At 63.9% G+C, this 26,919-nt stretch carries 29 protein-coding genes; 19 read left to right on the forward strand and 10 right to left on the reverse strand.

Annotated features, from left to right (window positions below; genetic code table 11):
• Positions 1-110 precede the first annotated feature (110 nt).
• Positions 111-308, forward strand: a complete 198-nt coding sequence (locus FHR70_RS22260) for a hypothetical protein (RefSeq protein ID WP_246408444.1) — start codon at positions 111-113, stop codon at positions 306-308.
• Here FHR70_RS22260 and FHR70_RS22265 read toward each other — a convergent pair.
• From FHR70_RS22265 to FHR70_RS22275, 3 genes are all read right to left on the reverse strand, one after another.
• The gene (locus FHR70_RS22265; RefSeq protein WP_246408445.1) at positions 305-634 is read right to left on the reverse strand and encodes a DUF1850 domain-containing protein; all 330 of its coding nucleotides are present in this window, start codon (positions 632-634) and stop codon (positions 305-307) included. The two genes, FHR70_RS22260 and FHR70_RS22265, sit on opposite strands and share 4 nt — an antisense overlap.
• Before the next feature lie 38 nt (positions 635-672).
• Positions 673-2,964: a TRAP transporter permease gene (locus FHR70_RS22270; protein WP_183454351.1), complete on the reverse strand. Its 2,292-nt coding sequence runs from the start codon at positions 2,962-2,964 to the stop codon at positions 673-675.
• An 89-nt stretch (positions 2,965-3,053) separates the two neighbouring features.
• Complete coding sequence (locus FHR70_RS22275) at positions 3,054-4,007, reverse strand: TAXI family TRAP transporter solute-binding subunit (RefSeq protein WP_183454353.1); 954 nt, start codon at positions 4,005-4,007, stop codon at positions 3,054-3,056.
• 169 nt (positions 4,008-4,176) lie between these two features.
• Here FHR70_RS22275 and FHR70_RS22280 point away from each other — a divergent pair, with 169 nt between their 5' ends.
• Positions 4,177-5,754 (forward strand): OpgD/OpgG family glucan biosynthesis protein, encoded by a 1,578-nt coding sequence (locus FHR70_RS22280; protein ID WP_183454355.1) that lies wholly within the window; start codon positions 4,177-4,179, stop codon positions 5,752-5,754.
• Positions 5,755-5,768: 14 nt separating this feature from the next.
• Here FHR70_RS22280 and FHR70_RS22285 read toward each other — a convergent pair whose 3' ends face one another.
• Complete coding sequence (locus tag FHR70_RS22285) at positions 5,769-6,197, reverse strand: hypothetical protein (RefSeq protein ID WP_183454357.1); 429 nt, start codon at positions 6,195-6,197, stop codon at positions 5,769-5,771.
• 276 nt (positions 6,198-6,473) lie between these two features.
• On the opposite strand from FHR70_RS22285, the gene FHR70_RS22290 reads away from it, so the two are divergent.
• The 5 genes from FHR70_RS22290 to FHR70_RS22310 all read left to right on the forward strand — a co-directional run bounded on the left by FHR70_RS22290 (position 6,474) and on the right by FHR70_RS22310 (position 10,344).
• A complete protein-coding gene (locus FHR70_RS22290) occupies positions 6,474-6,641 on the forward strand; it encodes a hypothetical protein (RefSeq protein WP_183454359.1) in 168 nt (55 codons plus the stop codon).
• 3 nt (positions 6,642-6,644) lie between these two features.
• Positions 6,645-7,394, forward strand: a complete 750-nt coding sequence (gene aztA, locus FHR70_RS22295) for a zinc ABC transporter ATP-binding protein AztA (protein WP_183454361.1) — start codon at positions 6,645-6,647, stop codon at positions 7,392-7,394.
• Between the two features lie 13 nt (positions 7,395-7,407).
• Positions 7,408-8,274, forward strand: a complete 867-nt coding sequence (aztB, locus tag FHR70_RS22300; RefSeq protein ID WP_183454428.1) for a zinc ABC transporter permease AztB — start codon at positions 7,408-7,410, stop codon at positions 8,272-8,274.
• A gap of 21 nt (positions 8,275-8,295) precedes the next feature.
• Positions 8,296-9,225, forward strand: coding sequence for a metal ABC transporter substrate-binding protein (locus FHR70_RS22305; protein WP_183454363.1), 930 nt, complete (start codon positions 8,296-8,298; stop codon positions 9,223-9,225).
• Between the two features lie 156 nt (positions 9,226-9,381).
• Entirely contained in the window at positions 9,382-10,344 is a 963-nt protein-coding gene (locus FHR70_RS22310; RefSeq protein WP_183454365.1) for a CobW family GTP-binding protein, read from the forward strand.
• Positions 10,345-10,376: 32 nt separating this feature from the next.
• On the opposite strand, the gene FHR70_RS22315 is transcribed toward FHR70_RS22310, so the two are convergent.
• Positions 10,377-10,616 (reverse strand): hypothetical protein, encoded by a 240-nt coding sequence (locus FHR70_RS22315; protein WP_183454367.1) that lies wholly within the window; start codon positions 10,614-10,616, stop codon positions 10,377-10,379.
• A gap of 173 nt (positions 10,617-10,789) precedes the next feature.
• Here FHR70_RS22315 and FHR70_RS22320 point away from each other — a divergent pair, with 173 nt between their 5' ends.
• From FHR70_RS22320 to FHR70_RS22330, 3 genes are read left to right on the forward strand one after another with little or no spacing between them, the layout of a single operon-like run.
• Positions 10,790-11,797, forward strand: coding sequence for a WD40 repeat domain-containing protein (locus FHR70_RS22320; protein ID WP_183454369.1), 1,008 nt, complete (start codon positions 10,790-10,792; stop codon positions 11,795-11,797).
• Between the two features lie 8 nt (positions 11,798-11,805).
• Positions 11,806-12,084 carry a hypothetical protein gene (locus FHR70_RS22325; RefSeq protein WP_343058869.1) on the forward strand — a complete coding sequence of 93 codons (279 nt, stop codon included), beginning with the start codon at positions 11,806-11,808 and terminating at the stop codon, positions 12,082-12,084.
• Between the two features lie 11 nt (positions 12,085-12,095).
• Positions 12,096-12,611, forward strand: a complete 516-nt coding sequence (locus tag FHR70_RS22330) for a DUF2937 family protein (RefSeq protein ID WP_183454371.1) — start codon at positions 12,096-12,098, stop codon at positions 12,609-12,611.
• Between the two features lie 146 nt (positions 12,612-12,757).
• On the opposite strand, the gene FHR70_RS22335 is transcribed toward FHR70_RS22330, so the two are convergent.
• Together FHR70_RS22335 and FHR70_RS22340 are read right to left on the reverse strand one after the other, a co-directional pair.
• The gene (locus tag FHR70_RS22335) at positions 12,758-13,096 is read right to left on the reverse strand and encodes a hypothetical protein (RefSeq protein ID WP_183454373.1); all 339 of its coding nucleotides are present in this window, start codon (positions 13,094-13,096) and stop codon (positions 12,758-12,760) included.
• A gap of 131 nt (positions 13,097-13,227) precedes the next feature.
• A complete protein-coding gene (locus FHR70_RS22340) occupies positions 13,228-14,655 on the reverse strand; it encodes a homospermidine synthase (protein ID WP_183454375.1) in 1,428 nt (475 codons plus the stop codon).
• Positions 14,656-14,907: 252 nt separating this feature from the next.
• Here FHR70_RS22340 and FHR70_RS22345 point away from each other — a divergent pair, with 252 nt between their 5' ends.
• Complete coding sequence (locus tag FHR70_RS22345) at positions 14,908-16,137, forward strand: MFS transporter (protein ID WP_183454376.1); 1,230 nt, start codon at positions 14,908-14,910, stop codon at positions 16,135-16,137.
• Positions 16,138-16,143: 6 nt separating this feature from the next.
• Here FHR70_RS22345 and FHR70_RS22350 read toward each other — a convergent pair whose 3' ends face one another.
• On the reverse strand, positions 16,144-16,716 hold the full coding sequence (locus FHR70_RS22350; RefSeq protein ID WP_183454378.1) for a GNAT family N-acetyltransferase: 573 nt from the start codon (positions 16,714-16,716) through the stop codon (positions 16,144-16,146).
• Positions 16,717-16,845: 129 nt separating this feature from the next.
• Positions 16,846-18,000 carry a type III PLP-dependent enzyme gene (locus FHR70_RS22355; protein WP_183454380.1) on the reverse strand — a complete coding sequence of 385 codons (1,155 nt, stop codon included), beginning with the start codon at positions 17,998-18,000 and terminating at the stop codon, positions 16,846-16,848.
• 638 nt (positions 18,001-18,638) lie between these two features.
• Here FHR70_RS22355 and FHR70_RS22360 point away from each other — a divergent pair.
• The 8 genes from FHR70_RS22360 to FHR70_RS22395 all read left to right on the forward strand — a co-directional run bounded on the left by FHR70_RS22360 (position 18,639) and on the right by FHR70_RS22395 (position 25,907).
• Positions 18,639-20,204 carry an OpgD/OpgG family glucan biosynthesis protein gene (locus tag FHR70_RS22360; RefSeq protein ID WP_183454382.1) on the forward strand — a complete coding sequence of 522 codons (1,566 nt, stop codon included), beginning with the start codon at positions 18,639-18,641 and terminating at the stop codon, positions 20,202-20,204.
• A 105-nt stretch (positions 20,205-20,309) separates the two neighbouring features.
• Positions 20,310-21,323, forward strand: coding sequence for an ABC transporter substrate-binding protein (locus FHR70_RS22365; protein ID WP_183454384.1), 1,014 nt, complete (start codon positions 20,310-20,312; stop codon positions 21,321-21,323).
• A 39-nt stretch (positions 21,324-21,362) separates the two neighbouring features.
• On the forward strand, positions 21,363-22,142 hold the full coding sequence (locus FHR70_RS22370) for an ABC transporter ATP-binding protein (RefSeq protein WP_183454434.1): 780 nt from the start codon (positions 21,363-21,365) through the stop codon (positions 22,140-22,142).
• On the forward strand, positions 22,142-22,963 hold the full coding sequence (locus FHR70_RS22375; RefSeq protein ID WP_183454432.1) for an ABC transporter permease: 822 nt from the start codon (positions 22,142-22,144) through the stop codon (positions 22,961-22,963). The genes FHR70_RS22370 and FHR70_RS22375 overlap by 1 nt, the downstream gene beginning before the upstream one ends.
• 104 nt (positions 22,964-23,067) lie before the next feature.
• Positions 23,068-23,595: a MarR family winged helix-turn-helix transcriptional regulator gene (locus FHR70_RS22380; protein WP_183454386.1), complete on the forward strand. Its 528-nt coding sequence runs from the start codon at positions 23,068-23,070 to the stop codon at positions 23,593-23,595.
• A gap of 90 nt (positions 23,596-23,685) precedes the next feature.
• Positions 23,686-24,609 carry a DMT family transporter gene (locus FHR70_RS22385; protein WP_183454388.1) on the forward strand — a complete coding sequence of 308 codons (924 nt, stop codon included), beginning with the start codon at positions 23,686-23,688 and terminating at the stop codon, positions 24,607-24,609.
• The gene (locus FHR70_RS22390; protein WP_183454390.1) at positions 24,606-24,911 is read left to right on the forward strand and encodes a TfoX/Sxy family protein; all 306 of its coding nucleotides are present in this window, start codon (positions 24,606-24,608) and stop codon (positions 24,909-24,911) included. Before FHR70_RS22385 ends, FHR70_RS22390 begins: the two co-directional genes overlap by 4 nt.
• 24 nt (positions 24,912-24,935) lie before the next feature.
• Complete coding sequence (locus FHR70_RS22395) at positions 24,936-25,907, forward strand: 2-hydroxyacid dehydrogenase (protein ID WP_183454398.1); 972 nt, start codon at positions 24,936-24,938, stop codon at positions 25,905-25,907.
• A 250-nt stretch (positions 25,908-26,157) separates the two neighbouring features.
• On the opposite strand, the gene FHR70_RS22400 is transcribed toward FHR70_RS22395, so the two are convergent.
• Complete coding sequence (locus tag FHR70_RS22400) at positions 26,158-26,901, reverse strand: SDR family oxidoreductase (protein WP_183454400.1); 744 nt, start codon at positions 26,899-26,901, stop codon at positions 26,158-26,160.
• Positions 26,902-26,919: the final 18 nt, after the last annotated feature.

Consider the following 26,919-nt stretch of genomic DNA (forward strand, 5'->3'; position numbering starts at 1 on the left):
ATCGGATGGATGCTAAAAGTGCAAATCCACTTTTGGGTCCGATGCTTTAAACGGAGTTAACCGAAGTGGCCCAGGCGAAAAGCACCAATTGGCGCAGCATGATCACCATCATGAGCATTATGATCCTGGTGGGCGCAGAGGTTTTTGGCGTCGCCATCGCGGCCGGCTGGGCGATTGCCGGCCTGTTCGAACTCGGCGACTACGTGGGCTATGCCCTGATGGCTCTCTTCAGCCTCTTCGCCATCTACATCCTGGTGAACCTCTGGCGCCGCTGCGTGGCCGTCGAGCCCCTGACGGGCCGCGCCTAGGGCTTTTCACACACCTTCATCACGATTGGATCGGCTTGCGCCGGCACATAGGCTTCCATCGGGCGGCACTGGCCCGATATGCAGATCCGCCAATCCGCTGTGGCGCCTGAGCGGCGCATGACCACCTGGGCTTGAGGCGGCAGGCTCGGCTTCCATGACCAGACCCCATGGGCGAGTTCGGCCTCCGGCGGCGGCTCCATTCCGGCCCCGGAGCCGCGCACCCGCGCCTCGACGAGTTCCAAACCCGCAGGGCTTGAGCGCCAATCCTCCTCCCAGACGATCTTCTCGACCGAATGCGTCCAAGCGAGGGTGATCGCGCCCGCCATGAGGGGTGCAATCGCGGAGCCGGCCAGGAGGCAGATCATCAACTGACGACGGGCGTGGCGACCCGACGCGACTGCCAGATGTGGAAGCCCACGAAGAGGGCGGAGAGCACGAAGCCAATCTCGTCGGTGAGCGGCACCGCCGCCACGAGGAAGGCCGCCGCCACGGCGGCCCAGAGCCGCTCCCACCATGATAGTGGCTTGAGGAAATATCCGACGGAGGCAACGCCCCAGAGCACCATGGCAAGCGAGGCCTTGACCACAATGTAGGCCACCGCGAGCCAGTAGCTCGCGCCCTCCAGGCCCGGCACCGGCTGCAGCATCAGAGTGGGATCGTAGACCGCCATATAGGGAATGACGAAGCCGGGCAGGGCGATCCGCACCGCCTGCATGCCAATCTTTAGGCCGGACTCCTTCGCCATGGGAGCCGCCGCGAAAGCCGCCAGTGCCACCGGCGGCGTCAGGTCCGCCATGATGCCGAAATAGAACACGAACATGTGCGAGACGATGAGCGGCACGTCGAGCTGCAGCAGGATGGGAGCGGCGAGCGACGAGGTGATGATGTAGTTCGGGATCGTCGGGATGCCCATGCCGAGGATCAGGCTGAAGATCATGGTGAGCACGAGGGCCGCGAAGATGTTTTCCTTGCCGATGGAGATCATCCAGGTGCCGACGATGGTGCCGAGACCCGTGAGCGTCATGGTGCCGATCACGATGCCGACCACCGCGCAGGCGAGGCCCACGGGCAACGCCTGACGCGCGCCGTCCGCCATGGCGTCGACGCAAGCTTGAAGCGTCGTGCGGCCCCGACCCGTGAATGCGTTCCACAGGGAGAGGGCCGCGACAACCAGCACGACAAGCGTGACGGTTGATGCCAGAGAATAGGCAGCCACTAGGGCCAGACCGATCCAGAACGCGATGCGCAGGGCCGGCGTGCCGAGACCCGCCACGATGGCCGTTCCGAGGATCAGCGCCACGGTGAGCGAGAGGCCCACGGCACCGGCGAAGAGCGGCGTGTAACCGGCAAAGAGCAGATAGACGAGCACGCCGAGCGGTGCGAGGAGGAACCACTTCTTCTTCATCTCGGCCCAGGCATTCGGCAGCTCGGATTTTGGCAGGCCCCTGAGATGATTCTTGCCGGCCTCCAGATGCACAGCGAGGTAGCAGGCCGCGAAATAGAGAATGGCCGGGATGATCGCGGCCTCGACGATTTTTGAGTACGGCACGTCGATGGTCTCGGCCATGATGAAGGCGACGGCGCCCATGACCGGCGGCATGATCTGGCCGCCCATGGACGAGGTCGCCTCGACGCCGCCCGCAAAGGCGGACTTGAAGCCGAAGCGCTTCATGAGCGGGATCGTGAACTGGCCCGAGGCCACCACGTTGGCGACGCCGGAGCCCGAGACCGTGCCCATGAGGGCGGAGGAGGCCACGCAGACCTTGCCGGGGCCGCCTTGCTTGTCACCGAAGACCGCCATCGAGATGTCGTTGAAGAAATCGATGACGCCGGCCTTTTCCATGAAGGCGCCGAACAGGATGAACAGGAAGATGTAGGTGGCGGAGACCAGCGTCGGCGTGCCGTAGATGCCTTCCGTGCCGAACGACATGTGCTCGATCACCTGCTCCAGCGAATAGCCGCGATGATCGAGGGGCGCCGGCAGGTAATTGCCGAACAGGCAGTAGGACAGGAACAGGCCCGCGACGATCGGAAGGGCCGGTCCCATCACACGCCAGACGAGATAGAGGAGAATGGCAAGGGCAGCGATGCCGACGATGAGGTCCAGGGTCGTGAGCTCGCCGGCGCGAATGACCAGTTCCTCATAGAGCGCCCAGTGGTACAGCCCCACCAGAAAGCTCGCGACGCCGACGATCCAGCCGACCGCACGCAGGGACGACGAGTCCGAACGATGGTTGGCGATCATGGCTCCGGCCACGAGGCAGAGGAAGCCCACATGGAGCGTGCGCACCACCTGGCTCGGCATGCTGCCGCCGAACCAGAGGACAAGCCCGAACGCGACCGCAATGGCGATCCATGCCAGAACACCGTCGACGAGGCTGCGTCGGCGTACGGCAAGGCCGATCAGCCAAGCAGCCCAGGCCACCATGGTGACGGCGAAAAGATGCGTGAGGCTCAAGCCGGCGATGAAGGGTTGATCGAGGGGGATGCCGAAGGAGGTGATGATCTGGAAGGTGGAGAACGAGACCGCGATCCAGAACAGGAGCCTGCCGAGAAAACCTTCGCCGAAGCTTTCCGGCAGGCCATGCTCCGGATTCACGGCTTCAGAGGGTGCTTCCATCTGGGCGAGTTCGGAAGTGTTGACGCCCTGGCTCATCTGCGGCTCCTCACCGATCGTTCTTCTTGTCATGAAAAAGCCGGAGCAGTTGCCCTGCCCCGGCTTGATTGTCAAATAGGTCGATGGGTTTAGGAACCCTGTTTCTTCACACCCTTCTCGTCGAAATAGCGCTGGGCGCCCGGATGCATCGGGACGGGCATGCCGGAGAGCGCGCTTTCCAGCTTGATGTCCTTCGCGGCGGCATGGGCTGCGGCGAGATCCGGCAGGCTGTCGTAGATGGCCTTGGTCATCTGATAGACCGTCTCGTCCTTCACGCCGGAATGGGTCACAAGGTAGTTCACCACAGCCGCCGTCTGCACCGGGGCCGTCTGGCCGCCATAGGTGTTCGCCGGGATCGTGGCCTTCACATAGGGCGTGCCAACCTTGTCCACGACGGCAGCCGGGATCTCCACCACGACGATCGGCACGGAGGTGGCGAGGTCGCGGATGGAGGATACGCCGAGGCCGGCCGATTGCAGGGTGGCGTCGAGCTGGCGGTTCTTCATGAGCTCGACGGATTCGCCGAAGGGCAGGTATTCGACCTTGCCGAGATCCTTGTAGGAGAGGCCCGCACCCTGGAGGATCGCCCGGGCATTGAGCTCGGTGCCGGATTTCGGTGCGCCGACGGAGAGGCGCTTGCCCTTAAGGTCTGCCAGCGACTTGATGCCGGATTCCTGGGTGGCGACGATCTGAATGTAGTTCGGATAGATCGCCGTGATGCCGCGCAGCTTGTCGAGCTTAGCTTTGAAGCCTGCCTCCTCGTCGCCGGCCCAGCCCATGGCGAGGCTGTCGCCGAGGGTGAAGCCGATCTCGCCCTTGCCCTGCTGCAGAAGGGTGAGGTTTTCCACGGAAGCCTTCGTGGCCTGCACCGAGGGTCGGGAGCCCTGGACCTTGTCCGTGAAGATTTTCGAAAGGGCGACGCCCATCGGATAGTAGACGCCCGAGGTGCCGCCGGTCAGAACGTTGATGAAATCCTGGGCCTGGGCCGGGATGCTGGCTCCAGCAATGGCAATAGCGGCCGCAGCGCCGATGAGACGGCGCATGACTTTTCGATGCATAGCGTACTCCCTAATTTATGGCGCAGCTGTCGCCTCGCCTGTGTGTGGGGCTACTTTGACCGCTGACGAAGATTTCTCAAGAGGCTAAGAGGGACTTAATCCTGCCACCTTGGTCGGTAGGGGTGCGTCCCTCCACAGATACATGCGCTCATCCATGATCAATCGCCGCCAGTTCCTCCAGACCGCAACCGCCACGGCCGCCCTAGCCGCTCAGGGCTTTTCAGCCCCTGCCCTGGCGCAGCAGGGCCTGAAGATGGGAGCCCCCTCGCCCTTCTCCTTCGAAGAGCTGAAGAAGCGGGCGCAGGACATGGCCCGCTCCCCTTACATGGCGCCGCCGAGCCCCTCGCCGGAGGTGCTCTACCAGATCGACTACGATGCCCATGGCAAGATCCGGTTCAAGACCGATCTGGCGCTCTGGGCCAATGGTCCGAGCGAGTTCCCGGTCACCTTCTTCCACATGGGCCGTTTCTTCCAGAAGCCGGTGCGCATGCATGTGATCGAGGGCGGTCAGGCCCGCGAAATCATCTACGACAGCGATTATTTCGACATGCCGGCGGATTCACCGGCTCACAAGCTTCCTGACAATTCCGGCTTTGCCGGCTTCCGCTTCCAGGAGGCCCGCACCGGCAAGCTCGACTGGAAGAAGAACGACTGGGTGGCTTTCCTCGGCGCCTCCTATTTCCGCGCCATCGGTGAACTCTATCAATACGGCCTCTCGGCCCGTGGCCTAGCCGTGGACGTGGCCGTTTTCGGGAAGAACGAGGAATTCCCCGACTTCACCCATGTCTATTTCGAGACGCCTCAGCCGGGCTCGAACACGGTCACGGTCTATGCCCTGCTCGACGGTCCGAGCGTGGCCGGCGCCTACCGCTTCGTCATGCAGCGGGCTGCGGCCGTGATCATGGATATCGACAGCGCGGTCTACATGCGCCAGGACGTGAGTCGGCTCGGCCTCGCCCCGCTGACCTCCATGTACTGGTACTCGGAGAAGGCCAAGACGACTGCGGTCGACTGGCGCCCGGAGATCCACGATTCGGATGGTCTTGCCCTGTGGACCGGAACCGGAGAGCGCATCTGGCGCCCGCTCAACAATCCGCCGCGCATCATCACCTCGGCCTTTGCCGACGAGAACCCGAAGGGTTTCGGCCTGCTCCAGCGCGACCGGAACTTCGACCATTACCTGGACGGCGTCTATTACGACCGCCGCCCCTCCCTCTGGATCGAGCCGCAGGGCACCTGGGGCCGGGGCTCCATCCAGCTCGTCGAAATCCCGACTGATGACGAGATCCACGACAACATCGTGGCCATGTGGGTGCCGGCCGAGCCTGTCCGGGCAGGTCAGGCGATCGAACTACGCTACCGCATGCACTGGGCGGCGGACGAGCCCTACCCGACGCCGCTGGCCCGGGTGATCGCCACCCGTTTCGGCAATGGCGGGCAGGCTGGCACGGCCCGGCCGAAAGGCGTGCGCAAGTTCATGGTGGAGTTCATCGGCCAGCCCCTAACCCGGCTGCCGAGCGGCGTAATCCCCAAGCCGGTGCTGACCTCCTCGCGCGGCGAGTTCTCGAACGTTCTCACCGAGGCCGTGCCCAACAACGTGCCCGGCCACTGGCGGACCCAGTTCGATCTGACTGTGACCGGAACCGAGCCGGTGGAAATGCGCTGCTACCTGCGCAACGAGAACGAGGTCCTGAGCGAGACCTGGCTCTACCAATACCATCCTGCATTCTAGGGAGACGGATACTCTCAGGACATCGTGCGGAAAATGTACCAGTTTCCGTTAATGGCCCGGTAGGCTGCATAATCGTCCCCGGGCAACTCGCCCTCCACGGGCAGGGGCGGGTCGAGACTATCCACGAGCGGCTTTGGGGAATGGGCCGACCAGACATAGCCCTTGGTGGAGCCCGACACGACGATCCCGTACGACGTGGCATAAAGCGAGACCGCATCGCGGTTCCAGAACTCAATGCCCTCTTCCAGTCGGAGTTTGGTAAAGAGCTTGCGATAGTTGTTCCAACGCTCAAGTGTGAAACCTTCAGGAACCTGCGGATACTCGAAGGCCTCAGTTTCAGTCCTCAGGAAATCTGCCGCGACTCGCCGAACGGTGGATTCACTGCGTGCCATCTCGACAAGGCGGTTGAACAGGGTCTCATTTCGGCGAAACCAAGAGATCATCCGCCTGTCACTGGCATGCACCAATCCGCAAGAGCCTAAGGGAAAAGCGGATATTGCCGTGAGTGCGACAAGAAGACTGCGGCGATGCACCGGGAACCCGCCCTTCCAAATTACGAAACAACATATCTTGAACGATCTGAATACAGGAGTGCTCTGGCTCTGCCAAGGTGACTGTAACCCGTTGTTCAGCAATGGTTATGAAGCTCTCCACAAGGGGGCGTATAAAATACTATACGCCCCTGGAAATCCGAGCCCGATGGGTCTATGTAGGAGGCCATGTCACATGGCAATCACCACCATGCCCACGCGCATTCCCATAAGCATAGGGCGGTTGCAGGCGCCCCGACCTTCTCGCTCCTGCGCCTCTCGGTCGGGCAGCGCCTGGTCGGGTCTGCCGTCATCCTGGCAGGCTTGTGGCTATTGGTTCTAGGCGTGATGGGGTAACGCATGGCTCAAGCTTCCACCATCATCCGGTTCGACGAAGTGACCCTGGGCTATGGCCGCAGGCCAGCCGTGCATCACCTCGACGGCGAGATCCCGGCCGGCACCCTCATGGCCGTGGTGGGCCCCAACGGAGCCGGTAAGTCCACCCTGCTCAAGGGAATTGTCGGGACGCTCAAACCGCTTGATGGCCATATTCGCCTCAAAGGCACCGCTTCCGGCATCGCCTACCTGCCGCAGGCCGCCGAGATCGACAGGTCCTTCCCGCTCTCGGTCTACGATCTCGTGGCCATGGGACTCTGGTCCCGCTCAGGCCTGTTCGGCGGCATCGCGCGCCGCGACCGCGCCAGGATCGAAGAGGCCTTGGCCGCCGTGGGCCTGATCGGGTTCGAGCGCCGTCCCATCTCGACCCTGTCCGGCGGGCAGATGCAGAGGGCGCTCTTCGCGCGGCTTCTGCTCCAGGATGCCCCCGTGATCCTGCTGGACGAGCCCTTCACGGCCATTGATGCCAAGACCACCGCCGACCTGCTCGATCTCGTCCGCCGCTGGCATGACGAATCCCGCACAGTCGTGGCCGTTTTGCACGATCTCGACATGGTCAAACGCACCTTTCCGCAGACCCTGCTGATCGCCCGCGAACCGGTGGCCTGGGGCGAAACCGGCGAGGTCCTGAGCCCGGAGAATCTCCTGAAGGCCCGGCGCATGGTCGAGGCATACGATCCCCACGCGGATGTGTGCCACCGCAGCGCTGCATGAGACCGGCTTTTCCATGCTCGACCTGCTCTACGCCCCCTTCTCCGAATTCGAGTTCATGCAGCGCGCCCTCGTGGGCGTGATCGCCATCGCCTTGGGTGGCGGCCCGGTCGGCGTCTTCCTGATGCTGCGGCGCATGAGCCTCACGGGCGACGCAATGGCCCATGCCATCCTTCCGGGCGCAGCCGTTGGCTATCTCCTCGCCGGTCTCTCGCTGCCGGCCATGACCATTGGCGGCTTGTTTGCGGGCGTGATCGTGGCCGTCGCGGCGGGCCTCGTCTCGCGCTTCACGGCCCTGAAGGAAGACGCGTCGCTCGCCGCCTTCTATCTCCTGTCCCTGGCGCTCGGCGTCACCATCGTGTCCCTGCGCGGCTCCAACGTCGACCTGCTCCACGTGCTCTTCGGCACGGTTCTGGCGCTCGATGACAGCACGCTCCTGCTGCTGGCCGCCATCTCGACCGTCACCGTGCTGGCGCTCGCCGTGCTCTATCGCCCGCTCGTGCTCGAATGCGTGGACCCGGTCTTCCTGCGCTCGGTGAGCCGCTCTGGCACGCCGACGCACCTGATCTTTCTGGGATTGGTTGTCATGAACCTCGTCGGCGGCTTTCATGCGCTCGGCACCCTGCTGGCCGTGGGCATGATGATGCTTCCGGCGGCTGCCGCCCGCTTCTGGACCAGCGACATCACCATGATGATGGCCGTCTCCATCGTGGTCGGCATCGTGTCGGGCCTGAGCGGTCTGCTCTTGTCCTTCCATGCGGAACTGCCCGCAGGCCCGGCGATCATCCTCTCGGCCGGGGCCATCTACGTTGTTTCCCTCGTGCTCGGCCGCGAGGGCGGCCTGTTGTGGCTCGCCTGGCCCGGCCGGCATCTGGAAGCCTGACCTCTTAACAAGGATCGACCCATGCTGACGAGACGAACTGCCGTGTCCCTGCTGGCAGGATGCCTGACCCTTGCCGCGTCCTCGCTTCCCGCAGCCGCTCAGACGGCCGAGAAGCTGAAGGTGGTCGCCACCTTCTCGATCCTCGGCGACATGGTGCGCAACGTCGGTGGCGAGCGGGTCGACGTGGTCACGCTCGTTGGTCCCAACGGCGACGCCCATGTGTATTCGCCGACGCCGGCGGATGGCCGCCGTCTGACGGAAGCGAAGATCGTTTTCACGAACGGCCTGAAGTTCGAAGGCTGGATCGACCGTCTCATCAAGTCCTCCGGCACCAAGGCGGCCAGGGTGGAAGCCGCCAAGGGCGTGAAGCCGCTGAAGGGCGAGGAGGACGGCCATGACCATGGACACCATCATGGCCATGACGAATCCGATCCCCATGCCTGGCAGAGCATCGGCAATGCGAAGATCTATGTGGCGAATGTCCGTGATGCGCTGATCGCCGCCGATGCGGCGGGTAAGGACACTTACGAGGCCCATGCGAGCGCCTATCTCAAGCAGCTCGACGAACTGGAAGCCGAGGTGAAAGGCCTGGTGGCAAGCATTCCCGCCGAGCGTCGCCGGATCATCACGTCCCACGATGCTTTTCGCTATTTCGAGACGGCCTACGGCATCGACTTCGTGTCGCCCCAGGGAGTCTCGACCGAGTCGGAAGCCTCTGCCAAGGACGTGGCCCGAATCATCCAGCAGATCAAGCGGGAGACGATCGCCGCCGTCTTCGTGGAGAACGTCTCCGACGCTCGCCTGATGGAGCGCATCGCCCAGGAAACCGGCGCCAAGATCGGCGACAGGGTCTATTCCGATGCGCTCTCGGAGGCTGGCGGCCCTGCCGGCACTTACATTGACATGATGCGACACAATATAAGGGCTTTCAGCGCGGCTTTGTCGAGCTGAAAGCCCCCATCGCTGAATCGCTCGGTGTCATTCCCGGCGAGCGCAGCGAGGGAAGGGAATCCAGGGACGGCTTGACTGGAATCTGGATCCCCTTCCCGGCCTGCCGTGCAGGCCGCCGGGGATGACACCCAAACCTCAAGTCTTCTGGGAACTCCGATGACCGACAAGATCCCCGTCACCGTCCTCACAGGCTATCTCGGCGCCGGCAAAACCACTCTTCTCAACCGCATCCTCACCGAGCAGCACGGCAAGAAATATGCCGTGATCGTCAACGAGTTCGGCGAGATCGGCATCGACAACGAACTCGTCGTCGGCGCCGACGAGGAAGTGTTCGAGATGAACAACGGCTGCATCTGCTGCACCGTGCGTGGCGACCTGATCCGCATCCTCGACGGGTTGATGAAGCGGAAAGGAAAGTTCGACGCCATCATCGTCGAGACCACGGGCCTCGCCGATCCGGCGCCCGTCGCCCAGACCTTCTTCATGGACCAGGACGTGTCCGACACCGCCCGCCTCGACGCGGTGGTGACGGTGGCCGATGCCAAGTGGCTGTCCGACCGCCTGAAGGATGCGCCCGAGGCCAAGAACCAGATCGCCTTCGCGGATGTGATCATCCTCAACAAGATCGATCTCGTGTCCGAGCAGGAGCTCCAGGAGGTTGAGGCCCGCATCCGCGCCATCAATCCCTATGCGAAGCTCCATCGTACGCAGAACGCAGCCATTCCGATTTCCGAGGTGCTCGACCGCAAGGCCTTCGATCTCGACCGGATCATGGAACTCGAACCGAGCTTCCTGGAAGAGGGCCACCACCATCATCACGACGAGGAGATGCAATCCGTCGCCGTACATCATGACGGCGAAGTGGATCCGGAAAAGTTCATGCCGTGGATCTCGAACCTCACCCAGGTCGAGGGGCCGAACATCCTGCGCTGCAAGGGCATCGTGGCTTTCCCGAACGAGCCGAAGCGCTTCGTGTTCCAGGGCGTTCACATGATCCTGGACGGCGACGTGCAGGGCGAGTGGAAGCCGGGCGAGAAACACACCTCGAAGGTAGTCTTCATCGGCCGCGACCTGAACGAGAAGGCGATTCGGGAAGGTTTCCTCGCCTGTGCGGCCTGACAGGCTTCAGGGAAGCTGGAAAGGAGTGCGGCTCAACCGGCAGCCGCAGCTCCTTTCGCCATGCAATCCCTGACATGGGCTTTGCGGGCGGCCATCATCTGCTCGCGGACCTCAGGCAGCGTCCTGACGCCGGTCCTGTAGATCATGCGGGCGTCCCTCTCGCAGGCCGCCTTCAGCTCCCTCGTCGGCGTGCTGCCGCTCTGCTCCTGGGCCATAAGGCCCACGGGCGCGGTGATCGCGATGATGAGGGTAATCAGAGGCAAGATCTGCATAAAGTCGCTCCTGATGGAAGAACGCGCATCATGGGTCTGGCGTCCCGCGAGGTCGAAGACGCAAAGGTCTTAGCTCTTCCGGGCATAGGCAGAGACCAACCCCAGCGTCACGACGATCTTGCCCCCGCTTTGCGGTTTTGTGCTATGGGCAGCCCATCTGAAGGAATTGTGCGATGACTGCTGGCGCCGCCCCATCTCTGACTCAAAGCGTGACCTCCGTGGATACGGGCGCCCATGTGACGGCCGTCGGCTGGCTTAAGGGCACGGTGGCCTTCGGCCTCGGCGACGGCGGTGTCGTGCTGGCAAAGGATGGCGAGACCCATCGCGTCGAAGCCCATCCGAATGCGGGGATTCTGGTCGGAGCTTGCGACGGCGAGCGCTTCGTCACCGGTGGCGACGACGGCCGCGTCGCCGTCACGGGCCCTGACGGCTCCACCAAGACCCTGGCGGAGGCCAAGGGCGCCTGGATCGATGCGCTGGCCGTCAATGCAGGCGGCGCCTTCGCGTACGGAGTGGGCAAGCGCGTCATCGCCCGCGACGACAAGGGACGGGAGAAGACTCTCGAAGTGCCCTCCACGGCCCGCGGCCTCGCCTTCGCGCCCAAGGGCTACCGGCTGGCGATCTCGCATTACAACGGCGCCACCCTGTGGTTTCCCAACGTGGAGGCCAAGCCCGAGGGGCTCGAATGGAAGGGCTCTCATCTCGACGTCGCCTGGTCGCCGGATGCCCGTTTCGTGGTAACCTCCATGCAGGAGAACGCGCTCCACGGCTGGCGGCTCATTCCCGACAAGGGCCACATGCGCATGAGCGGCTACCCGTCGAAGACGCGCTCCTTCTCCTGGTCCGGCGACGGGAAATGGCTCGCCACCTCAGGGGCAGAAGCCGCCATCATCTGGCCCTTCGAGTCCAAGGAAGGTCCGATGGGCAAGGCTCCGCGGGAATGCGGCGTCAGACACGCCAAGGTCAGCCGGGTGGCCTTCCACCCGAATACCTATGTGCTGGCGGTGGGCTACGAGGACGGCTGCATCCTGCTCATTCGCCTGACGGACGCCTCCGAGCTTCTGGTGCGTCCCGCCGTCAAGAGCAGCGGCATCACGGCCATGGCCTGGGACAAGGCCGGCAAACGCCTCGCTTTCGGGTGCGAGGACGGGCAGGCCGGCATCCTGACCCTGCCCGCATGAGGTCGCCGGTGGCTCTCTTCGGTGCCTTCATGCGGGGGACCTTTGGTCTGCCCAAACCCGACAAGCAGGCGGTCGACCGCGTGAAGGAACTCGCCCGCTCGGCTTTGCAAGCATCACCGGATACCGCCTTCGCGGTCAACGAGATCGCCTGCAACGATCCCGGCTGCCCCGGCATCGAGACGGTCATCCTGGTGATGGAGCCGGGGCGGAAAACCAGGGCTCTGAAGATCCCCAAGACCCTCGACGAGGTGGTAGAACAAGATATCCTCGCCGCTCTTGACGGTTGAGGAGGTCGAGCTTGTCCCGGATCGTCCGCATCATCGCCTTCGGACTGGGCCTGCTCGGTGGAGTCACTGCCTCGCAGGGACCGGAATTTGCCCAGCAATACCGTCAGCGTCTCGGCGGCGCAGTGGACGAGCTGCGGCAGGTGATCACCCGCTTCGATGCGGACGCGCAGGTCAGCGGCGAGACGCGGGAGAGCGCGATCGCACGCCTGCGCTCCAATACGGACGATTTCGTCAGCCGCCAGGGCACGGCCATGCAGGCCAATGTGGAGCGCCTGGATCGCCTCGAGGCGCACCGCAAGGCGATGCTGGAGACAGGCTCCTTTTCCCGGATCGCCCTGATGGTCCGCGACGGCGACACGGACATTCTGGAAGCGGTCTCCCGCGAGTTCGAGCCGGCCGTGCCGGTTACGGAGGAGGGCATCCTCTCCGCAGCCGCCGGCTTCATCGCCGTCTGGGGCAGTCTGCTTCTGCTATCGGGTTTCTTGCGCAGCCTCTTCCGGCGCCCGCGCCAAACCGTGAGAGCTTGAGCCAAACCGTCGATAATATTCTCCGACCTCATCCTGAGGAGGTCGCACAGCGACCGTCTCGAAGGAGGTTCCAGAGAGCACTGGAGCCTCCTTCGAGACGCAGCTTCGCTGCTCCTCAGGATGAGGTGAAGTGTTTGATCAGGCTCTTAGCCTTCACGCTCCGGCTTTCCGGCGAGCACCACGTAGAATCCCAGACCATCCTGTGCCGGCAGGGTCTGCAGCCGGTCGATCCAGCCGCGCTTCTTGGCCTCGAGCAATGCTTTGCCGACAGGTTGGAACAGGGTCTCGCCCCCGCCCTCCGGCGGAGGGTCGAGGCGGATGGCCACCGATTTCACCTGGGCGAAGCGGCTGCGCTCCAGCATGTCCTGAATCGAGGCAGCCGCCTTTTCCCGCGAAGCGCCCCGCAGGTCGAGCACGCTGTCCGCATCGATGACACCGAGGCCGCCGCGCAGCTTGTTGGCGTAGAATTCGTCGAAATGGGGCATCCTCATCCCTCACATGTCATTCCCGGCCGGAGCGAAGCGAAGGGGAAGGGAAGCCATATTCCAGATTGCACCCGGTTATGGATCCCCTTCCCGGCCGCATAGCGGCCGCCGAGGATGACAATGAACGGCTCTTACCGCACCAGCACGTTCCGGAACTGCCACGGGTCGGACGAATCGATGTCCTCCGGGAAGAAGCCGGGACGGTCGGTGAGCGGGGTCCAATCGGTATAATAGCCGTTCACCGGGCCGAGATAGGGCAGCTGGACCTCGAGGCAGCGGCGGAAATCCATCTCGTCGGCTTCGACAATGCCGGCTTCGGGGTTTTCCAGTGCCCAGACCATGCCGGCGAGCACGGCGGAGGTCACCTGAAGCCCAGTGGCGTTCTGGTAAGGCGCCACCCGGCGCGTCTCCTCGATGGAGAGCTGTGAGCCGTACCAATAGGCGTTCTTGCCGTGGCCGTAGAGCAGCACGCCGAGTTCGTCGACGCCGTCCACGATCTCGTTCTCGTCGAGGATGTGCTGCGTCTCCTGGAACTTCCCGGCGCTGCCGAACATCTCGTGCAGCGAGAGCACCGCCTCATTGCACGGGTGATAGGCATAGTGAACGGTCGGCCGATAGGTGGCCTTCCCGTTCTCGCGCACGGTGAAATAATCCGAGATCGAGATCGACTCGTTGTGCGTGACGAGGAAGCCGTATTGCGGGCCGGGCGTCGGGCACCAGGTGCGCACGCGGGTGTTGGCGCCGGGCTGGAGCAGGTAGATCGCCTGCGCATCGGGGCCGAGGGTGCCCGCATTCTCCGGCATCCACTTCTCGTGCGTGCCCCAGCCGAGCTCCGCCGGCTGAAGGCCTTCCGACACGAAGCCGTCCACCGACCAGGTGTTCACGAACACGCCCATCGGCTTCTCGGACTTGGCGCGCTGCGTGTCGCGCTCGGCGATGTGGATGCCCTTCACGCCGACGCGTTGCGCCAGACCCGCCCAATCCTCGCGGCTCTTCGGCTCGTCATAGGACAGCCCAAGATCGCCCGCGACATTCACGAGCGCCTGCTTGACGAACCAGGACACCATGCCCGGATTGGCACCGCAGCAGGACACGGCCGTGGTGCCGCCTGGATTGCGCTTGCGCGCTGCCATGGTGATCTCGCGAAGTGCGAAGTTCGTGCGCGATTCCGGGCCTTTGCTCTTGTCGAAATAGAAGCCGGGCCACGGCTCGTTGACGGTGTCGATGTAGAAGCAGTTCAAAGAGCGGCACAGCTCCATGATGTCCACGGAGCCCGTATCCACCGAGAGGTTCACGCAGAAGCCCTGGCCGCCGCCGGCGGTCAACAGCGGGGTCAGCAGCTCGCGGTAATTATCCTTGGTCACGGCCTGCTGAATGAAGCGGATGCCGCGCTCATCCAGAAGCTCCTTATGCTTCTCCTGCGGATCGATGACCACGAAGCGGCTCTTGTCATAATCGAAGTGGCGTTCGATGAGCGGCAGGGTGCCCTGGCCGATCGAGCCGAAGCCGATCATGACGATGGGGCCGCTGATGCGACCGTGAACGGGCCAAGTGGTCATCTGTAATTCTCCTTCGCGGAATCCTGGAACAGGACGAAATGTCTCCGGTTTGAACGGTTCCGGGCGCATCTAGGATTGAGGAGCCCCCGGGGTCAATGGCTGCGGCCAAGTCTTGACCCTTTAAGGCACTTTCCCAGCAAATGGCAAAGCCAGGATGACAGCATCAGCCTAGCCATGCCGATTTCACTCTCGACATCGCGCAACAAAGCTTCATGATTGGAGGGATCTTCGTCTTTCTTCCGACTGCGACCGATGAAATTTCACCAACTTCTCAAAGATTACTGGCGCATCATCGGCCTCGGCTTTGCCCTCACCTTCCTGTCCTCCTTCGGCCAGACCTTCTTCATCTCCCTGTCGGGCCCGGACATCCGCGCCGCCTTCGGCCTGACGCACGGGGCCTTCGGCTCGATCTATTCCGTCGCGACCCTATCCTCCGGTCTCCTGATGATCTGGGTCGGCAGCGTCATCGACCGGGTCGATATCAGGCTCTATGCGACAACGGCCATGCTTGGCCTGACGGCGGCGGCGATCAGCCTGTCGTTGGCGCCCAACCTTCTGGTGCTGGGCCTGAGCCTGTTCGCCTTGCGCCTCTTCGGCCAGGGCATGCTCAGCCATGCGGGCGTGATGAGCACCGCGCGTCTGCATGAGGGCGTGCGCGGCAGGGCCCTGGGCGTGGCGACGCTCGGCTTTCCCGCCGGCGAAGCCACCCTTCCGGCCATCGCCCTCGCGCTGATCGCAGCCTTCGGATGGACCGGCACATGGCGCATCGCCGCGCTCGTGATCGTCGCGGCACTGGCCGTCGGCTGGCTGCTCGGTTTTCTTCTCAAGACGAAGAATCCGGATCTCGCTGCGACGGCAAGGGCAAAGGCTTCAGGCGATGCCGGTCCGCGCTGGCGCGACATCTTGCGCGACTGGCGCTTTCTCGCGCTCATTCCCACCATGATCGGCTATCCGGCTATCATGACGGCTTATTTCTTCCACCAACGCTTCATCGCGGATGTAAAGGGTTGGTCGCTGGAACTGCTTGCCAGCAGCATCACGCTCTTTGCACTGATTTCCGTCGTAGTCGCCATGAGCGCCGGCAGCTTCGTCGACCGATTCGGCGCCGTGCGCCTCAGTCACTTCTATCTCACTGGCATGACGGCGGCTTCCATCGCTCTTGCCACGTTCGATGCCCCCTATCTGCCGCTCGTGTTCTTCGGCCTGATCGGCCTCACCTCGGGCTGCACCAATGTGGTGATTGCAGCGGTTCTCGCCGAACTGTTCGGCACAACGCATCTCGGCAAGATTCGCGCGCTTGCGGGCGCGATCATGGTGGTGGCATCCGCCGCGACGCCGGGCGCCATTGGCGTTCTGTTCGATGCGGGAGTGACGCTTGAGGCGATCTGCTTGGGGTTTGCATCCTACATGATCGCAGCGGCTGCCGTGACCTTCGTGCTGCCCAATCCGAGAACTGCACGTTTGCAGCCCTCGGAAGGTTAGACAGCTTTAGAAAGCCGAACGCATGCCCGGCAATGTACCCTGCGCGGCAGCGGCCACGAGAGCGCCGAGATCGGGCTTCTGCTCAAGGGCTCCGGTTGCGGAAACAAGCCCGCGCGCACCGTCGAGAGAGCCCTCTTCGAGCTCCAGCGCAAGGAAGCGGTTGCGCTCGTAAGGGCCCGGCAGCCAGAGCGAACCGGTCTTGTCCGTCGAAAAGCCGAAACGCTCGTAATAAGGCGCGTCGCCCACCAGCAGCACCGCCTTGTGGCCGAGCTGACCGGCACGCTTGAGCGCGTCGCGCATGAGCTTTCCGCCGAGTCCGAGGCTCTGCACGGACGGATCGATGGCGATGGGGCCGAGCATCAGCGCCGCGCGGTTCGGACCGGCGGAGATGTGCCACAGGCGCACCGTGCCGATGATCTCGCCATCGCGGTCGATGACGAGCGACAGGCCGTCGGCCGGCAGCCTGCCTTCGCGCAGGCGCTCGCAGGTCTTCTGGAACCGGGAGGGCCCGAAGCAGGCATCGAGCAGCGCCTCGCGCGCCTCGACATCGAGGAAGGTTTCTTCGCGAATCGTGATCATGGCCGTGGCCTCCCAAGACTCGTGGGGTGAGCGACAGCCCTCGCACTTGCTCAAGCTGAACAAGCCGTCCGGGACAACTTCTGTGAGGTTGGTGCCTGCCTCAAATCACCGAGGCAGGCGGGACGTGAGCTAGATCACGTAGGACTTCAGCGGCGGGAAGCCGTTGAACGCGACCGCCGAGTAGGTGGTCGTGTAGGCACCCGTGCCTTCGATCAGCACCTTGTCGCCGATCTCCAGCGAGACCGGGAGCGGGTAAGGCTCCTTCTCGTAGAGAACGTCGGCCGAGTCGCAGGTCGGACCGGCGAGCACACACGGCACCTTGCGGTCGTGGTCGCGCTCGCTGAGGATCGGGTAGCGGATCGACTCGTCCATCGTCTCGGCGAGACCGCCGAACTTGCCGATGTCGAGATAGACCCAGCGCACCTCGTCCTCGTCCTGGCTCTTCTTCGAGATCAGGACGACTTCGGCCTCGATCATGCCTGCATTGCCCACCATGCCGCGGCCCGGCTCGATGATCGTCTCCGGGATGCGGTTGCCGAAATGCTTCGACAGCGCGCGGAAGATCGACTCGCCATAAGCCTCAACCTGCGGAACGGTCTTCAGGTACTTGGTCGGGAAGCCGCCGCCGAGATTGACCATCGACAGGTGGATGCCGCGATCGGCGCATTCACGGAAGATCGCCGAGGCGGAACCGAGAGCCTGATCCCAGGCTTCCGTGTTGCGCTGCTGCGAGCCCACGTGGAACGACACGCCGTAAGCCTCGAGGCCCTGACGATAGGCATGCTCCAGCACGTCCACGGCCATCTCAGGCACGCAGCCGAACTTGCGGGAGAGCGGCCACTCGGCGCCGGCGCCGTCGCACAGGATGCGGCAGAACACCTTCACGTCGGAAGCCTCGATGCCAGCCGCGACAGCCGCACGGGCGATCTTCTCGACCTCGACCTCGCAGTCGACCGCATAAAGGCGCACGCCAAGCTCGAGCGCGCGAACGATGTCGCGCTCCTTCTTGATCGTGTTGCCGAAGGAGATGCGCTCAGGCGTCGCGCCGGCATCCAGCGCAAGCTGGATCTCGACCACGGAGGCCGTGTCGAAGCACGAGCCGAGCTCGGCCAGGAGCTTCAGCACCTGCGGGTCCGGGTTCGCCTTCACGGCGTAGAAGACACGCGTGTCGGGGAGCGCACGGGCAAACTTCGAGTAGTTGTCGCGCACGACCTCGAGGTCGACGACCACGCACGGGCCATCCTCACGTCGGTTGCGCAGAAATTCACGGATGCGCTGAGTCATGGCGCTCTCCCCACCAAAGGTTCAATGGAGGTCTTCAAGCCTCCGGATTGAAGTTCAGACGATCAGGATGTCCTGCCGTCCGGCGTCAGCGAGGGAAGATGGCATCCCGCTTCGTGCGATGGAGACACGAGAAGCGCGATGGGCTCTTCACCCGACGATGCTGCCTTGGATTGGATGGGGATACTCCATCCGCACGCCTGGCAATGATAAACAAGCCTCTTCGGTGCTGACCTTTGGAGGGCCAACGAGACCAAAAAAGCCCGTTCGTCGTTGCTTTAAGTCGCGTCCCCCGTTGAGAACGGGGTGCGCCGGTTTTCGCCTCCGGCTGCCGGTTAGGGGTATCGAGAGCTAGAGCGCTCTCGGGCGGCTGTCCGGCCTCTTGTCCGGATGCCCACCAACCGACACACGACCACAGGCACGTGCGAAATTGGGCAAGCGGGAGATAAGCATATTCACCGGGGATCACAAGAGTTTTTGAGCCCTCCCCGAGGATTTTTTTAACCCTGCCGAGACCTGTGTCTTGCCCGCATCACCATTCAGCTTCCATTAAGCGGCCGAGCTACACGGATGGAGGCTCCGGCCCCATATTTCCCGGCTCCAGCGCTTGGCTTCTTCCAAAACGAGAACGCTTCATCACCATGACGAACCTGTCCCGCCGCACCCTCCTGCAAAGCCTGCTCGCTGCCACGGCGCTGTCCGCATCAAGCAGGGCCTTCGCGCAGCAGAACGGGGTGCCGCAGCCCACGCCGTTCCGCTACGAGGACGTGGTGCGCCGGGCCCGCGAGCTGTCGACCGCTCCCTTCGAGGCCCCTCCCTCCCAGCTGCCGGAGCCCCTGAACCGGCTCAGCTTCGACGAGTATCGCGATATTCGCTTCCGGCCGGACAGAGCCCTGCTCGCCTCGGGCAGCGGCCCGTTCCGGATGCAGCTTTTTCATCTCGGCTTCCTCTACCCGCGTCCGGTGACGGTGAACATCATCCGCGACGGCGTACCGACCCCGGTGCCCTACCAGCGGGAACTGTTTGACTACGGCCGCAACAAGATCGAGCGGCCGCTCCCAGTCAACCTTGGCTTCGCCGGCTTCCGGCTGCACTACCCGTTGAACGACCCGAAGGTGATGGATGAGCTCATCGCCTTCCTGGGTGCGAGCTATTTCCGGTTCCTGGGGGCCGGCCAGAAATACGGGATCTCGGCCCGGGGGCTTGCCATCAACGTGGAAGGCGGCGAGGCGGAGGAGTTTCCGCATTTCCGCGAGTTCTGGGTGGAGATGCCGAAGCCGAACGACGATCGCGCGGTGATTTTCGCCCTCCTCGACAGTCCGTCGGTGGCCGGCGCCTACCGGTTCGATGTCTATCCGTCGAAGGAGACGAACATCGACGTCACGGCCACGCTGTTCCCGCGACAGACCTTGAACAATGTGGGACTGGCCCCCCTCACCTCCATGTATTTCGAGGGCGAGAACGACCGGAAGCCCACCGACGATTTCCGGATGGAGCTGCACGATTCCGACGGCCTGCTCATGCAGTCGGGCGCCGGTGAGTGGATCTGGCGCCCCATCCGCAACCCCGCCAAGAAGGCGATCTCGTCCTTCAGCGACAACAATCCGCGCGGTTTCGGCCTGATGCAGCGCGACCGCGTATTCGAGCACTACCAGGACTTGGAGGCCCATTACCATCTGCGCCCCGGCTATTGGGTCGAGCCCGTCGGCCAGTGGGGTGAAGGCTGGGTCGAGCTGGTCGAGATCCCGACAGGGGACGAGACACACGACAACATCGTCGCCTATTGGCAGCCGAACCGGCCTTACGAGCCGGGCCAGGAGGTCGTCATCTCCTATCGCCTGCGGGCCGCAGCGGCGATCGGCGCCATGCATCCCGGCGGAAAGGCGGTAAACACCTTCCAGACGCCCCCGCGCGCCAGCGGTTCGAACGCGCCCAGCGATCCCCGGCATCGCCGCTTCATCGTCGACTTCGCCGGAGGCGACCTGTCCTATTACTTCAGCGCGCCGGAGCAGGTGCAGCTGGTCCCCTCAACCTCCACAGGCCAGATCACCAACACCTTCCTCATGCCGAACCCCCACATCGACGGGTTCCGCGCCGCCATCGACATTCGGCTGGAGCCGGGCCAGTCCACGGACCTGCGCGCCTTCCTGCGCGCCGGCAACCGGGCCCTGACGGAAACCTGGACTTATCCCTGGTTCGTGGAATGATCCGCCTCAGAAACCCCTCCTGACGCTACGGACCTTGCCAAGCTCCGCCGAACCGCGCAGAAGCGGACAAGGCTGGCAAGGGGCCGGGCGACGGAGTGAATGCGCATGACGCTGAAGGCTTTGGTGGCAGGGACACTGGCGGCCAGTCTCGCCTGGGGCTCGGGAAGCGCCCTGGCACAGCAGCCGCTGACGGAAGTGACCTTCGGCACCAACTGGCTCGCGCAGGGCGAGCACGGCGGCTATTACCAAGCGCTGGCCGACGGCACTTACGAGAAACACGGCCTGAAGGTCACCATCGTGCCGGGCGGTCCACGCGCCAGCAACCGCATGCTCATGACCGTCGGCAAGCTCGACTTCTACATGGGCGGCAGCATGATCCAGGCTTTCTCGGCCGCGGAGAAGGACATCCCGACCATCGTGGTGGCGGCCCATTTCCAGAAGGAGCCGCAGGTGCTCTTGAGCCATCCCGGCCAGGGGCTCGACACCTTCGCGGACCTGAAGACATCCAACGACATTCTTTTGTCTAAGGATGCGGTCGCTACGTTCTTCCAGTGGATGAAGGCCGAGCACGGCTTCAAGGACGAGCAGGTGAAGCCCTTCGGCTTCAATCCGGCCCCCTTCATCGCGAACAAGCGGGCTGTGCAGCAGGGCTATGTCACGTCGGAGCCGCTCACCATCGAGAAGGCCGCAGGCTTCAAGCCCAACGTGTTCCTGCTCGCCGATTACGGCTTCAGCACCTATTCCACCACGGTCGAGACGCGTCGCGAGGTGGTGGAGAAAAATCCCGACCTCGTGCAGCGCTTCGTCGATGCCTCGACCATCGGCTGGTACAATTATCTCTATGGCGACAACACGAAGGCAAAGGACCTCATCAAGCGCGACAACCCGGAGATGAGCGACGAGCTGCTGACTTACTCCCATGCCAAGATGAAGGAGTACGGCATCGTCGATTCCAGCGATGCGCAAACGCTCGGCATCGGCGCCATGTCCGATGCACGCATGAAAGACTTCTTCGACAAGATGGTGAAGGCCGGTCTCTTCAAGCCGGATCTCGACTACCGGAAAGCCTATACGCTCCAGTTCGTGAACAAGGGCGTGGGCTTGAATCTCAAGAAGTAGAGGAGTGCGGTGCCGGCTGACACGGCGCTGCCGCATCCGATGAACGCGCCCGCATCCAAGCTCGTTTCCCTGCATGGCGTCAGCAAGGTCTTCGCCAGTGGCGTGACGGCGCTTGCCGGCTTTGATCTCGTCGTTCGTACGGGCGAGTTCGTGTCTCTCCTCGGCCCTTCCGGTTGCGGGAAATCCACGGTGCTGCGCCTCATCGCCGGACTGGCCCAGCCGACCACGGGACGCGTGACCTGGCCAGGCTCTGCTCATGAGGATCACCGTGGCGAAATCGGCTTCGTGTTTCAGGAGCCGACGCTCATGCCCTGGGCCAATGTGGCGGACAATGTCTGGCTGCCGCTGCGCTTGCGCGGCCTGTCGCGGCGGGACGCGCAGGAGCGCATCGCCGAGAGCCTCTCTCTCGTCGGCCTACAGGATTTCGCGAAAGCCTATCCGCGCGAGCTGTCGGGCGGCATGAAGATGCGCGTGTCGATTGCGCGCGCGCTGTCCTTGAAGCCGCGCCTGCTGCTCATGGACGAACCCTTTGCGGCCCTCGACGAGATCACGCGGTTCAAGTTGAACGACGATCTTCTCAGGCTGCAAAGCGAACTCGGCTGCACTATCGTGTTCGTGACGCACTCCATCTATGAGAGCGCCTATCTGTCGAGCCGCATCGCCATCATGTCCCCGCGCCCCGGCAGCATCGTCGCGGAAATCGCCGGAGACATTCCAGGGCCGCGCGCGAAGGAGTTTCGCACCAGCGCCCGCTACGCGGCCCTGTGCGGAGAGATCTCGCAGATCCTCATGGCGCAGGATGCGGAGGCGCGCGCGTGATGGCAGCACCCTCCAATCGCTTGAAGCTTGTCCTACCGCTCGCTGTCTTTGCGGCTGCAATCGGATTCTGGGAAGCCATCGTGCGCCTGCAGGGCCTTCCACCCTACATCCTGCCGGCCCCGAGTCTCATCGTCACCACCATGGTGGCCGACTGGCCGCTTTTGGAGGCTTCGCTGCTGACGACTCTGAAGACAACGCTTCTTGGTCTCGCGTTAGCCGTGCTCGGCGGCGTCCTGCTCGCCGTCACCTTGAGCCTGTCGCGGATCGTCGAGTATTCGCTCTATCCTTTCGCGGTCGTGCTGCAGGTCACGCCGGTCATCGCCATCGCGCCGCTGCTCCTGATCTACATGCCGCAGGATGTGGCGGTTCTCGCCTGCGCCTGGCTCGTCGCCTTCTTTCCGGTTCTGTCGAACACGATGCTTGGCCTTCAATCGGTCGACCGCAACCTGATGGAGCTGTTCGCTCTTTATGGCGCCCCTGCATCGCGCAGGCCGCTTGCGCGCTTTCGGTCACGGCTCAAGGCCCTGTGGTATCTGCGCCGTCCGGCGGCCCTTCCGGCCTTCCTGGCGGGCTTGCGAATCGCCGGCGGGCTCTCGCTCATCGGCGCCGTGGTGGCCGAGATGGCAGCGGGTTCCGCCGGTGCAGGCTCGGGGCTGGCCTATCGCATCATCGAGAGCCAGTACCGCCTCAACATCCCCCGCCTTTTTGCGGCCCTCGTGCTCCTGGCCCTGACCGGGATCGCCCTTTACCTCCTGTTGGCCGGCATCAGCCATCTGCTGCTGCGCCGCTGGCACGAAAGCGCTCTCACGCCGGAGCGATGAGGAGAGTTTTTCTCTTAGCCTGTGAATAATGAGCCGGCTTGTCATCGTACCGTCATGAGTCGTGCGCATGGTATGCGAGGCAACGCTTTCAGCAGCGAGGGACCATGGATACCGACAACAAGCATCCGGGCATCAAGAGCGTCGGATGGGCTCTGGTTCAAGCCTCGCGCCTGCATCGAAGCCGCACAGGCGACAAGCTCTCCGAACTCGGCCTCTTCGCCGGCCAGGAGCAGGTGCTCCAGGCGCTGGGCAATTCCGGCCCCATGACCATGGGCGAGCTGGCGGCCATCCTGCGGGTGCGCCCGCCGACCGCCTCCAAGACCGTCTCGCGCCTGTCCGCCCTCAAGCTGGTGGAGCGTCACACGGAGCCGGGCGATGCCCGGGTCGTGCGTGTGAAGCTCACCAAGGAAGGCAAGCGCAAGGCCGCCGCTATCGACGCTCTCTGGGAAGAAGTCGAGGGCGAGCTGCTCCAGGGCTTCGACAACAAGGACCGCAAGCGCCTGCGCAAGCTCCTGCGCCGCGCCGCCAAGAACCTGGCCGGCATCACCGGTGCCGACCAGACCGGGTTCGAGACCGACGATGAGGTCGATGGCCTGGAAGCCAGCGAGCCGGAACTCGCCGCAACGGCCTAGACAGGGCACGCCTCACCCCTGCCTGCTGCGCACGAGGGACGTGCGCTGCGGGTATTCGCGTCGACATCATTCTACCGCTACCATCGATTGATGGCCGATAGCATCTCCACGTCCCAAACCAAGCCGGTGTTGCAGCGCCAGAACCGCATGATCGGCATCGCGCTCATGTGCACGGCACTGTTCTGCTTCTCCTGTCTCGATGCCACGGCCAAATGGGTGAACCAATCGGTCGACCCCATGGTGACGGTCTGGGCCCGCTACATGTCGGCGGCCGTGCTCACCTTCATGGTCATCAACCCGCGAACCCAGCCGGGAGCGCTGAGGACCCGCCGCCTCCCCCTTCAGCTCCTGCGCTCCTTTCTGCTCCTCGCTTCCACCTTCTGCAACTTCCTCGCCCTGAAGTACCTGCAGCTGGTCGAGACGCAGTCGATCATCTTCGCGACGCCCCTGCTGGTGGCGCTGCTGGCGGCGCCCATGCTGGGGGAACGCATCGGCTGGCAGCGCCTGACGGCCATCGCAGTCGGGTTCGTCGGCATTCTCGTGATCACACGGCCGGGACTCGGCACCATGCATCCCGCGGCCCTGCTGTCGCTGGCCGGCTCGGTGGCCTATGCCTTCTACAACATCGTGACCAAGATGCTCGCATCGAGCGATTCGGTTGCGACCACAACCCTGTATTCGAGCGTCGCCGGCATCGTGTTCCTCACGCCGGTGCTGCCCTGGGTCTGGTCCACGCCGTCCTCGCCGCTGGTCTGGTTCCTGCTGGCCAGCACAGGTTTCTACGGAGGGTTCGGACACTGGCTGCTCGTTCTCGCCCATGCCCGGGCCCCGGCGGCGATCCTGGCGCCCTTCATCTACAGCCAGATCATCTGGATGCTCGCCCTGGGCTATATCGTGTTCGGCGACTGGCCCGATTCTTGGACCTTCGTCGGGGCTGGAATCGTGATCGCATCGGGGCTCTACTTGCTGTCCCGCGAACGCACGAAACGAACCCAGCCGGAGACCTCTTCATGAGCGATTCCCCCGTCGATAGCCTGCCCGGCATCGGTCCCGTCACGCAGGGCTGGCTGAGGGAGGTCGGCATTCGGACTGCCGGCGAGCTTCGCTCCATTGGTGCCGTCGAAGCCTATCGGCGCCTCAAGTTCATGCTGCCCCGTCAGGTCAGCCTGAACGCTCTCTATGCCCTGGAGGCGGCCTTGCGCGGGTGCCATTGGCTCGACCTGCCCCAGGATGTGAAGACCGCGCTCCAGCAGCAGGCCAGGACCATCGACGAGGCCCTGCGCCGCGGTGCCGCCGCACGCTGCGCCATCCCCTGATCACAGACCGCAACAGGAAACGCCATGAGCCGCACCGATATCCTGATGACCGCGCCGATGATGCCGATCGTCGTCGAGACGCTGGAGAAAGCCTGCACGCTGCACCGCCTGTGGGAGCAGCCGGATCAGGAGGCTTTTTTGAAGGAGGTCGGGCCGCGCATCCGCGGCGTTGCCACCAGCACTCTCTATGGCCGCCTCGAGGCTTCGCTCCTCGACCGGCTGCCGAACGTGGAGATCATTTCAAGCTTCGGCGTCGGCTACGACAACGTGGATGCGGCGGAAGCAGCCCGGCGCGGCATCGTCGTCACCAATACGCCCGGCGTGCTCGACGACGAGGTGGCCGACCTCACCCTCGGCCTGCTGCTGGCGACCCTGCGCAAGATTCCGCAGGCCGACCGCTATCTGCGTGAAGGACAATGGCTGAAAGCCTCCTTCCCGCTCTCGACCACCTTGCGCGGGCGGAAGGTCGGCATCGTCGGCCTCGGGCGCATCGGCAAGGCCATCGCGCGACGCCTGGCGGGCTTCGACGTGAGCATCGCCTATCATGGGCGCACGCAGCAGGATGATGTCGCCTACACCTATTACCCAACGGTCACCGGCCTCGCGGAGGCCTGCGACGTGCTGATCGTCATCACGCCGGGCGGCGCCTCGACGCGCCATCTGATCAATGCGGATGTGCTGAAGGCTCTCGGGCCCAATGGCGTACTCATCAACGTGGCGCGCGGTACCGTCGTGGACGAGCAGGCGCTGATCGAAGCCCTCAGATCCGGAACCATTCTCAGCGCAGGCCTCGACGTCTATGAGGATGAACCCCGCGTGCCGCAGGAGCTGATCGACATGGAGCACGTGGTGCTGCTGCCCCATATCGCATCCGCCTCCGTGCATACCCGCAACGCCATGGGCAAGCTCGTGGCCGACAACATCGTCTCATGGGTCGAGGGCAAGGGACCGCTGACGCCGGTGCCGGAGACGCCATACAAGGGGCGGCAGCTATAACGATTGTTCTTTCGTGACGTCGCCTATTCGTCATCCTCGGACTTGTTCCGGGGATCCACGTCTTCATGCCTCTAAAACGTGCATGGCCGGGACAAGCCCGGCCCTGACGAGGGAGGGTGTCATTCCCGGCCGGAGATGGCGCAGCCATCGCAGGGGAAGGGAATCCATGGCGCTGAGCGTGATCGTGGATCCCCTTCCCTCGCTGACGCTCGCCGGGGATGACACTCGTCTTTGCCCGTGAAGAGCGAAATCAAAGCGCGAACCCGCCATCGACCAGATGAATGTGCCCGGTCGTGTAGCTCGCTTCATCGGACGCGAGATACACGGCGAGCGCAGCCACCTCTTCCGCCGTTCCGAGCCGGCCCATGGGCTGGCGGTCGATGAAGGCCTGGCGCACGGTGTCCAGGCTCTGGCCGGTGCTCTCGGCCTGAGCGGCGATCCGCTCGTCCAGCGACGGCGACTGGATCGTGCCGGGGCAGATGGCATTCGCCCGGACCCCGCGCTTGATGAAATCGGCCGCCACGGCCTTGGTGAGGCCGATCACCGCCGCCTTGGTGGTGCCGTAGACATAGCGGTTGGGAATGCCGCGTACGGAGGACGCCCCGGACGCGATGTTGACGATCGAGCCGCGGCCCTTCTCCAGCATGCCCGGCAGCACCGCACGAATCGTGCGGTGCATGGACCGCACGTTCAGGTCGAAGGAGAAATCCCAATCCCTGTCGGAGCACTCGAGGATGGTGCCGTGATGCACGAAGCCCGCCGCATTGACGAGGATGTCGAAAGATCCCGCCTCGCTGACGAGCTGCTCGACACTGGTGCTTGAGAGAACGTCGAGCCTGCGCTTCTGCGCATTCTCAAGCCCCTCCAGCTTCGCCACGTCGAGGTCCGTCGCCCAGACCGTCGCGCCCTCGCGGAGGAACGCCTCTGCAATGGCGCGTCCGATCCCCTGCCCGGCCGCCGTCACGAGGGCGGTCTTTCCTTGAAGCCTGTTCATGACTGCCCTCGCTGCTCG

Origin of the sequence: Microvirga lupini (genome assembly GCF_014191055.1) — a bacterium.
Lineage (GTDB): Bacteria > Pseudomonadota > Alphaproteobacteria > Rhizobiales > Beijerinckiaceae > Microvirga > Microvirga lupini_A.

Bases quoted from the DNA above. Each gene is read 5' to 3' on its own strand.
- FHR70_RS22260 (WP_246408444.1), top strand. From the start codon at position 111: ATGAGCATTATGATCCTGGTGGGCGCAGAGGTTTTTGGCGTCGCCATC.
- FHR70_RS22265 (WP_246408445.1), bottom strand. From the start codon at position 634: ATGGCGGGCGCGATCACCCTCGCTTGGACGCATTCGGTCGAGAAGATC.
- FHR70_RS22270 (WP_183454351.1), bottom strand. From the start codon at position 2,964: ATGAGCCAGGGCGTCAACACTTCCGAACTCGCCCAGATGGAAGCACCC.
- FHR70_RS22275 (WP_183454353.1), bottom strand. From the start codon at position 4,007: ATGCGCCGTCTCATCGGCGCTGCGGCCGCTATTGCCATTGCTGGAGCC.
- FHR70_RS22280 (WP_183454355.1), top strand. From the start codon at position 4,177: ATGATCAATCGCCGCCAGTTCCTCCAGACCGCAACCGCCACGGCCGCC.
- FHR70_RS22285 (WP_183454357.1), bottom strand. From the start codon at position 6,197: ATGATCTCTTGGTTTCGCCGAAATGAGACCCTGTTCAACCGCCTTGTC.
- FHR70_RS22290 (WP_183454359.1), top strand. From the start codon at position 6,474: ATGTCACATGGCAATCACCACCATGCCCACGCGCATTCCCATAAGCAT.
- aztA (WP_183454361.1), top strand. From the start codon at position 6,645: ATGGCTCAAGCTTCCACCATCATCCGGTTCGACGAAGTGACCCTGGGC.
- aztB (WP_183454428.1), top strand. From the start codon at position 7,408: ATGCTCGACCTGCTCTACGCCCCCTTCTCCGAATTCGAGTTCATGCAG.
- FHR70_RS22305 (WP_183454363.1), top strand. From the start codon at position 8,296: ATGCTGACGAGACGAACTGCCGTGTCCCTGCTGGCAGGATGCCTGACC.
- FHR70_RS22310 (WP_183454365.1), top strand. From the start codon at position 9,382: ATGACCGACAAGATCCCCGTCACCGTCCTCACAGGCTATCTCGGCGCC.
- FHR70_RS22315 (WP_183454367.1), bottom strand. From the start codon at position 10,616: ATGCAGATCTTGCCTCTGATTACCCTCATCATCGCGATCACCGCGCCC.
- FHR70_RS22320 (WP_183454369.1), top strand. From the start codon at position 10,790: ATGACTGCTGGCGCCGCCCCATCTCTGACTCAAAGCGTGACCTCCGTG.
- FHR70_RS22335 (WP_183454373.1), bottom strand. From the start codon at position 13,096: ATGCCCCATTTCGACGAATTCTACGCCAACAAGCTGCGCGGCGGCCTC.
- FHR70_RS22340 (WP_183454375.1), bottom strand. From the start codon at position 14,655: ATGACCACTTGGCCCGTTCACGGTCGCATCAGCGGCCCCATCGTCATG.
- FHR70_RS22345 (WP_183454376.1), top strand. From the start codon at position 14,908: ATGAAATTTCACCAACTTCTCAAAGATTACTGGCGCATCATCGGCCTC.
- FHR70_RS22350 (WP_183454378.1), bottom strand. From the start codon at position 16,716: ATGATCACGATTCGCGAAGAAACCTTCCTCGATGTCGAGGCGCGCGAG.
- FHR70_RS22355 (WP_183454380.1), bottom strand. From the start codon at position 18,000: ATGACTCAGCGCATCCGTGAATTTCTGCGCAACCGACGTGAGGATGGC.
- FHR70_RS22360 (WP_183454382.1), top strand. From the start codon at position 18,639: ATGACGAACCTGTCCCGCCGCACCCTCCTGCAAAGCCTGCTCGCTGCC.
- FHR70_RS22365 (WP_183454384.1), top strand. From the start codon at position 20,310: ATGACGCTGAAGGCTTTGGTGGCAGGGACACTGGCGGCCAGTCTCGCC.
- FHR70_RS22370 (WP_183454434.1), top strand. From the start codon at position 21,363: ATGAACGCGCCCGCATCCAAGCTCGTTTCCCTGCATGGCGTCAGCAAG.
- FHR70_RS22375 (WP_183454432.1), top strand. From the start codon at position 22,142: ATGGCAGCACCCTCCAATCGCTTGAAGCTTGTCCTACCGCTCGCTGTC.
- FHR70_RS22380 (WP_183454386.1), top strand. From the start codon at position 23,068: ATGGATACCGACAACAAGCATCCGGGCATCAAGAGCGTCGGATGGGCT.
- FHR70_RS22385 (WP_183454388.1), top strand. From the start codon at position 23,686: ATGGCCGATAGCATCTCCACGTCCCAAACCAAGCCGGTGTTGCAGCGC.
- FHR70_RS22390 (WP_183454390.1), top strand. From the start codon at position 24,606: ATGAGCGATTCCCCCGTCGATAGCCTGCCCGGCATCGGTCCCGTCACG.
- FHR70_RS22395 (WP_183454398.1), top strand. From the start codon at position 24,936: ATGAGCCGCACCGATATCCTGATGACCGCGCCGATGATGCCGATCGTC.
- FHR70_RS22400 (WP_183454400.1), bottom strand. From the start codon at position 26,901: ATGAACAGGCTTCAAGGAAAGACCGCCCTCGTGACGGCGGCCGGGCAG.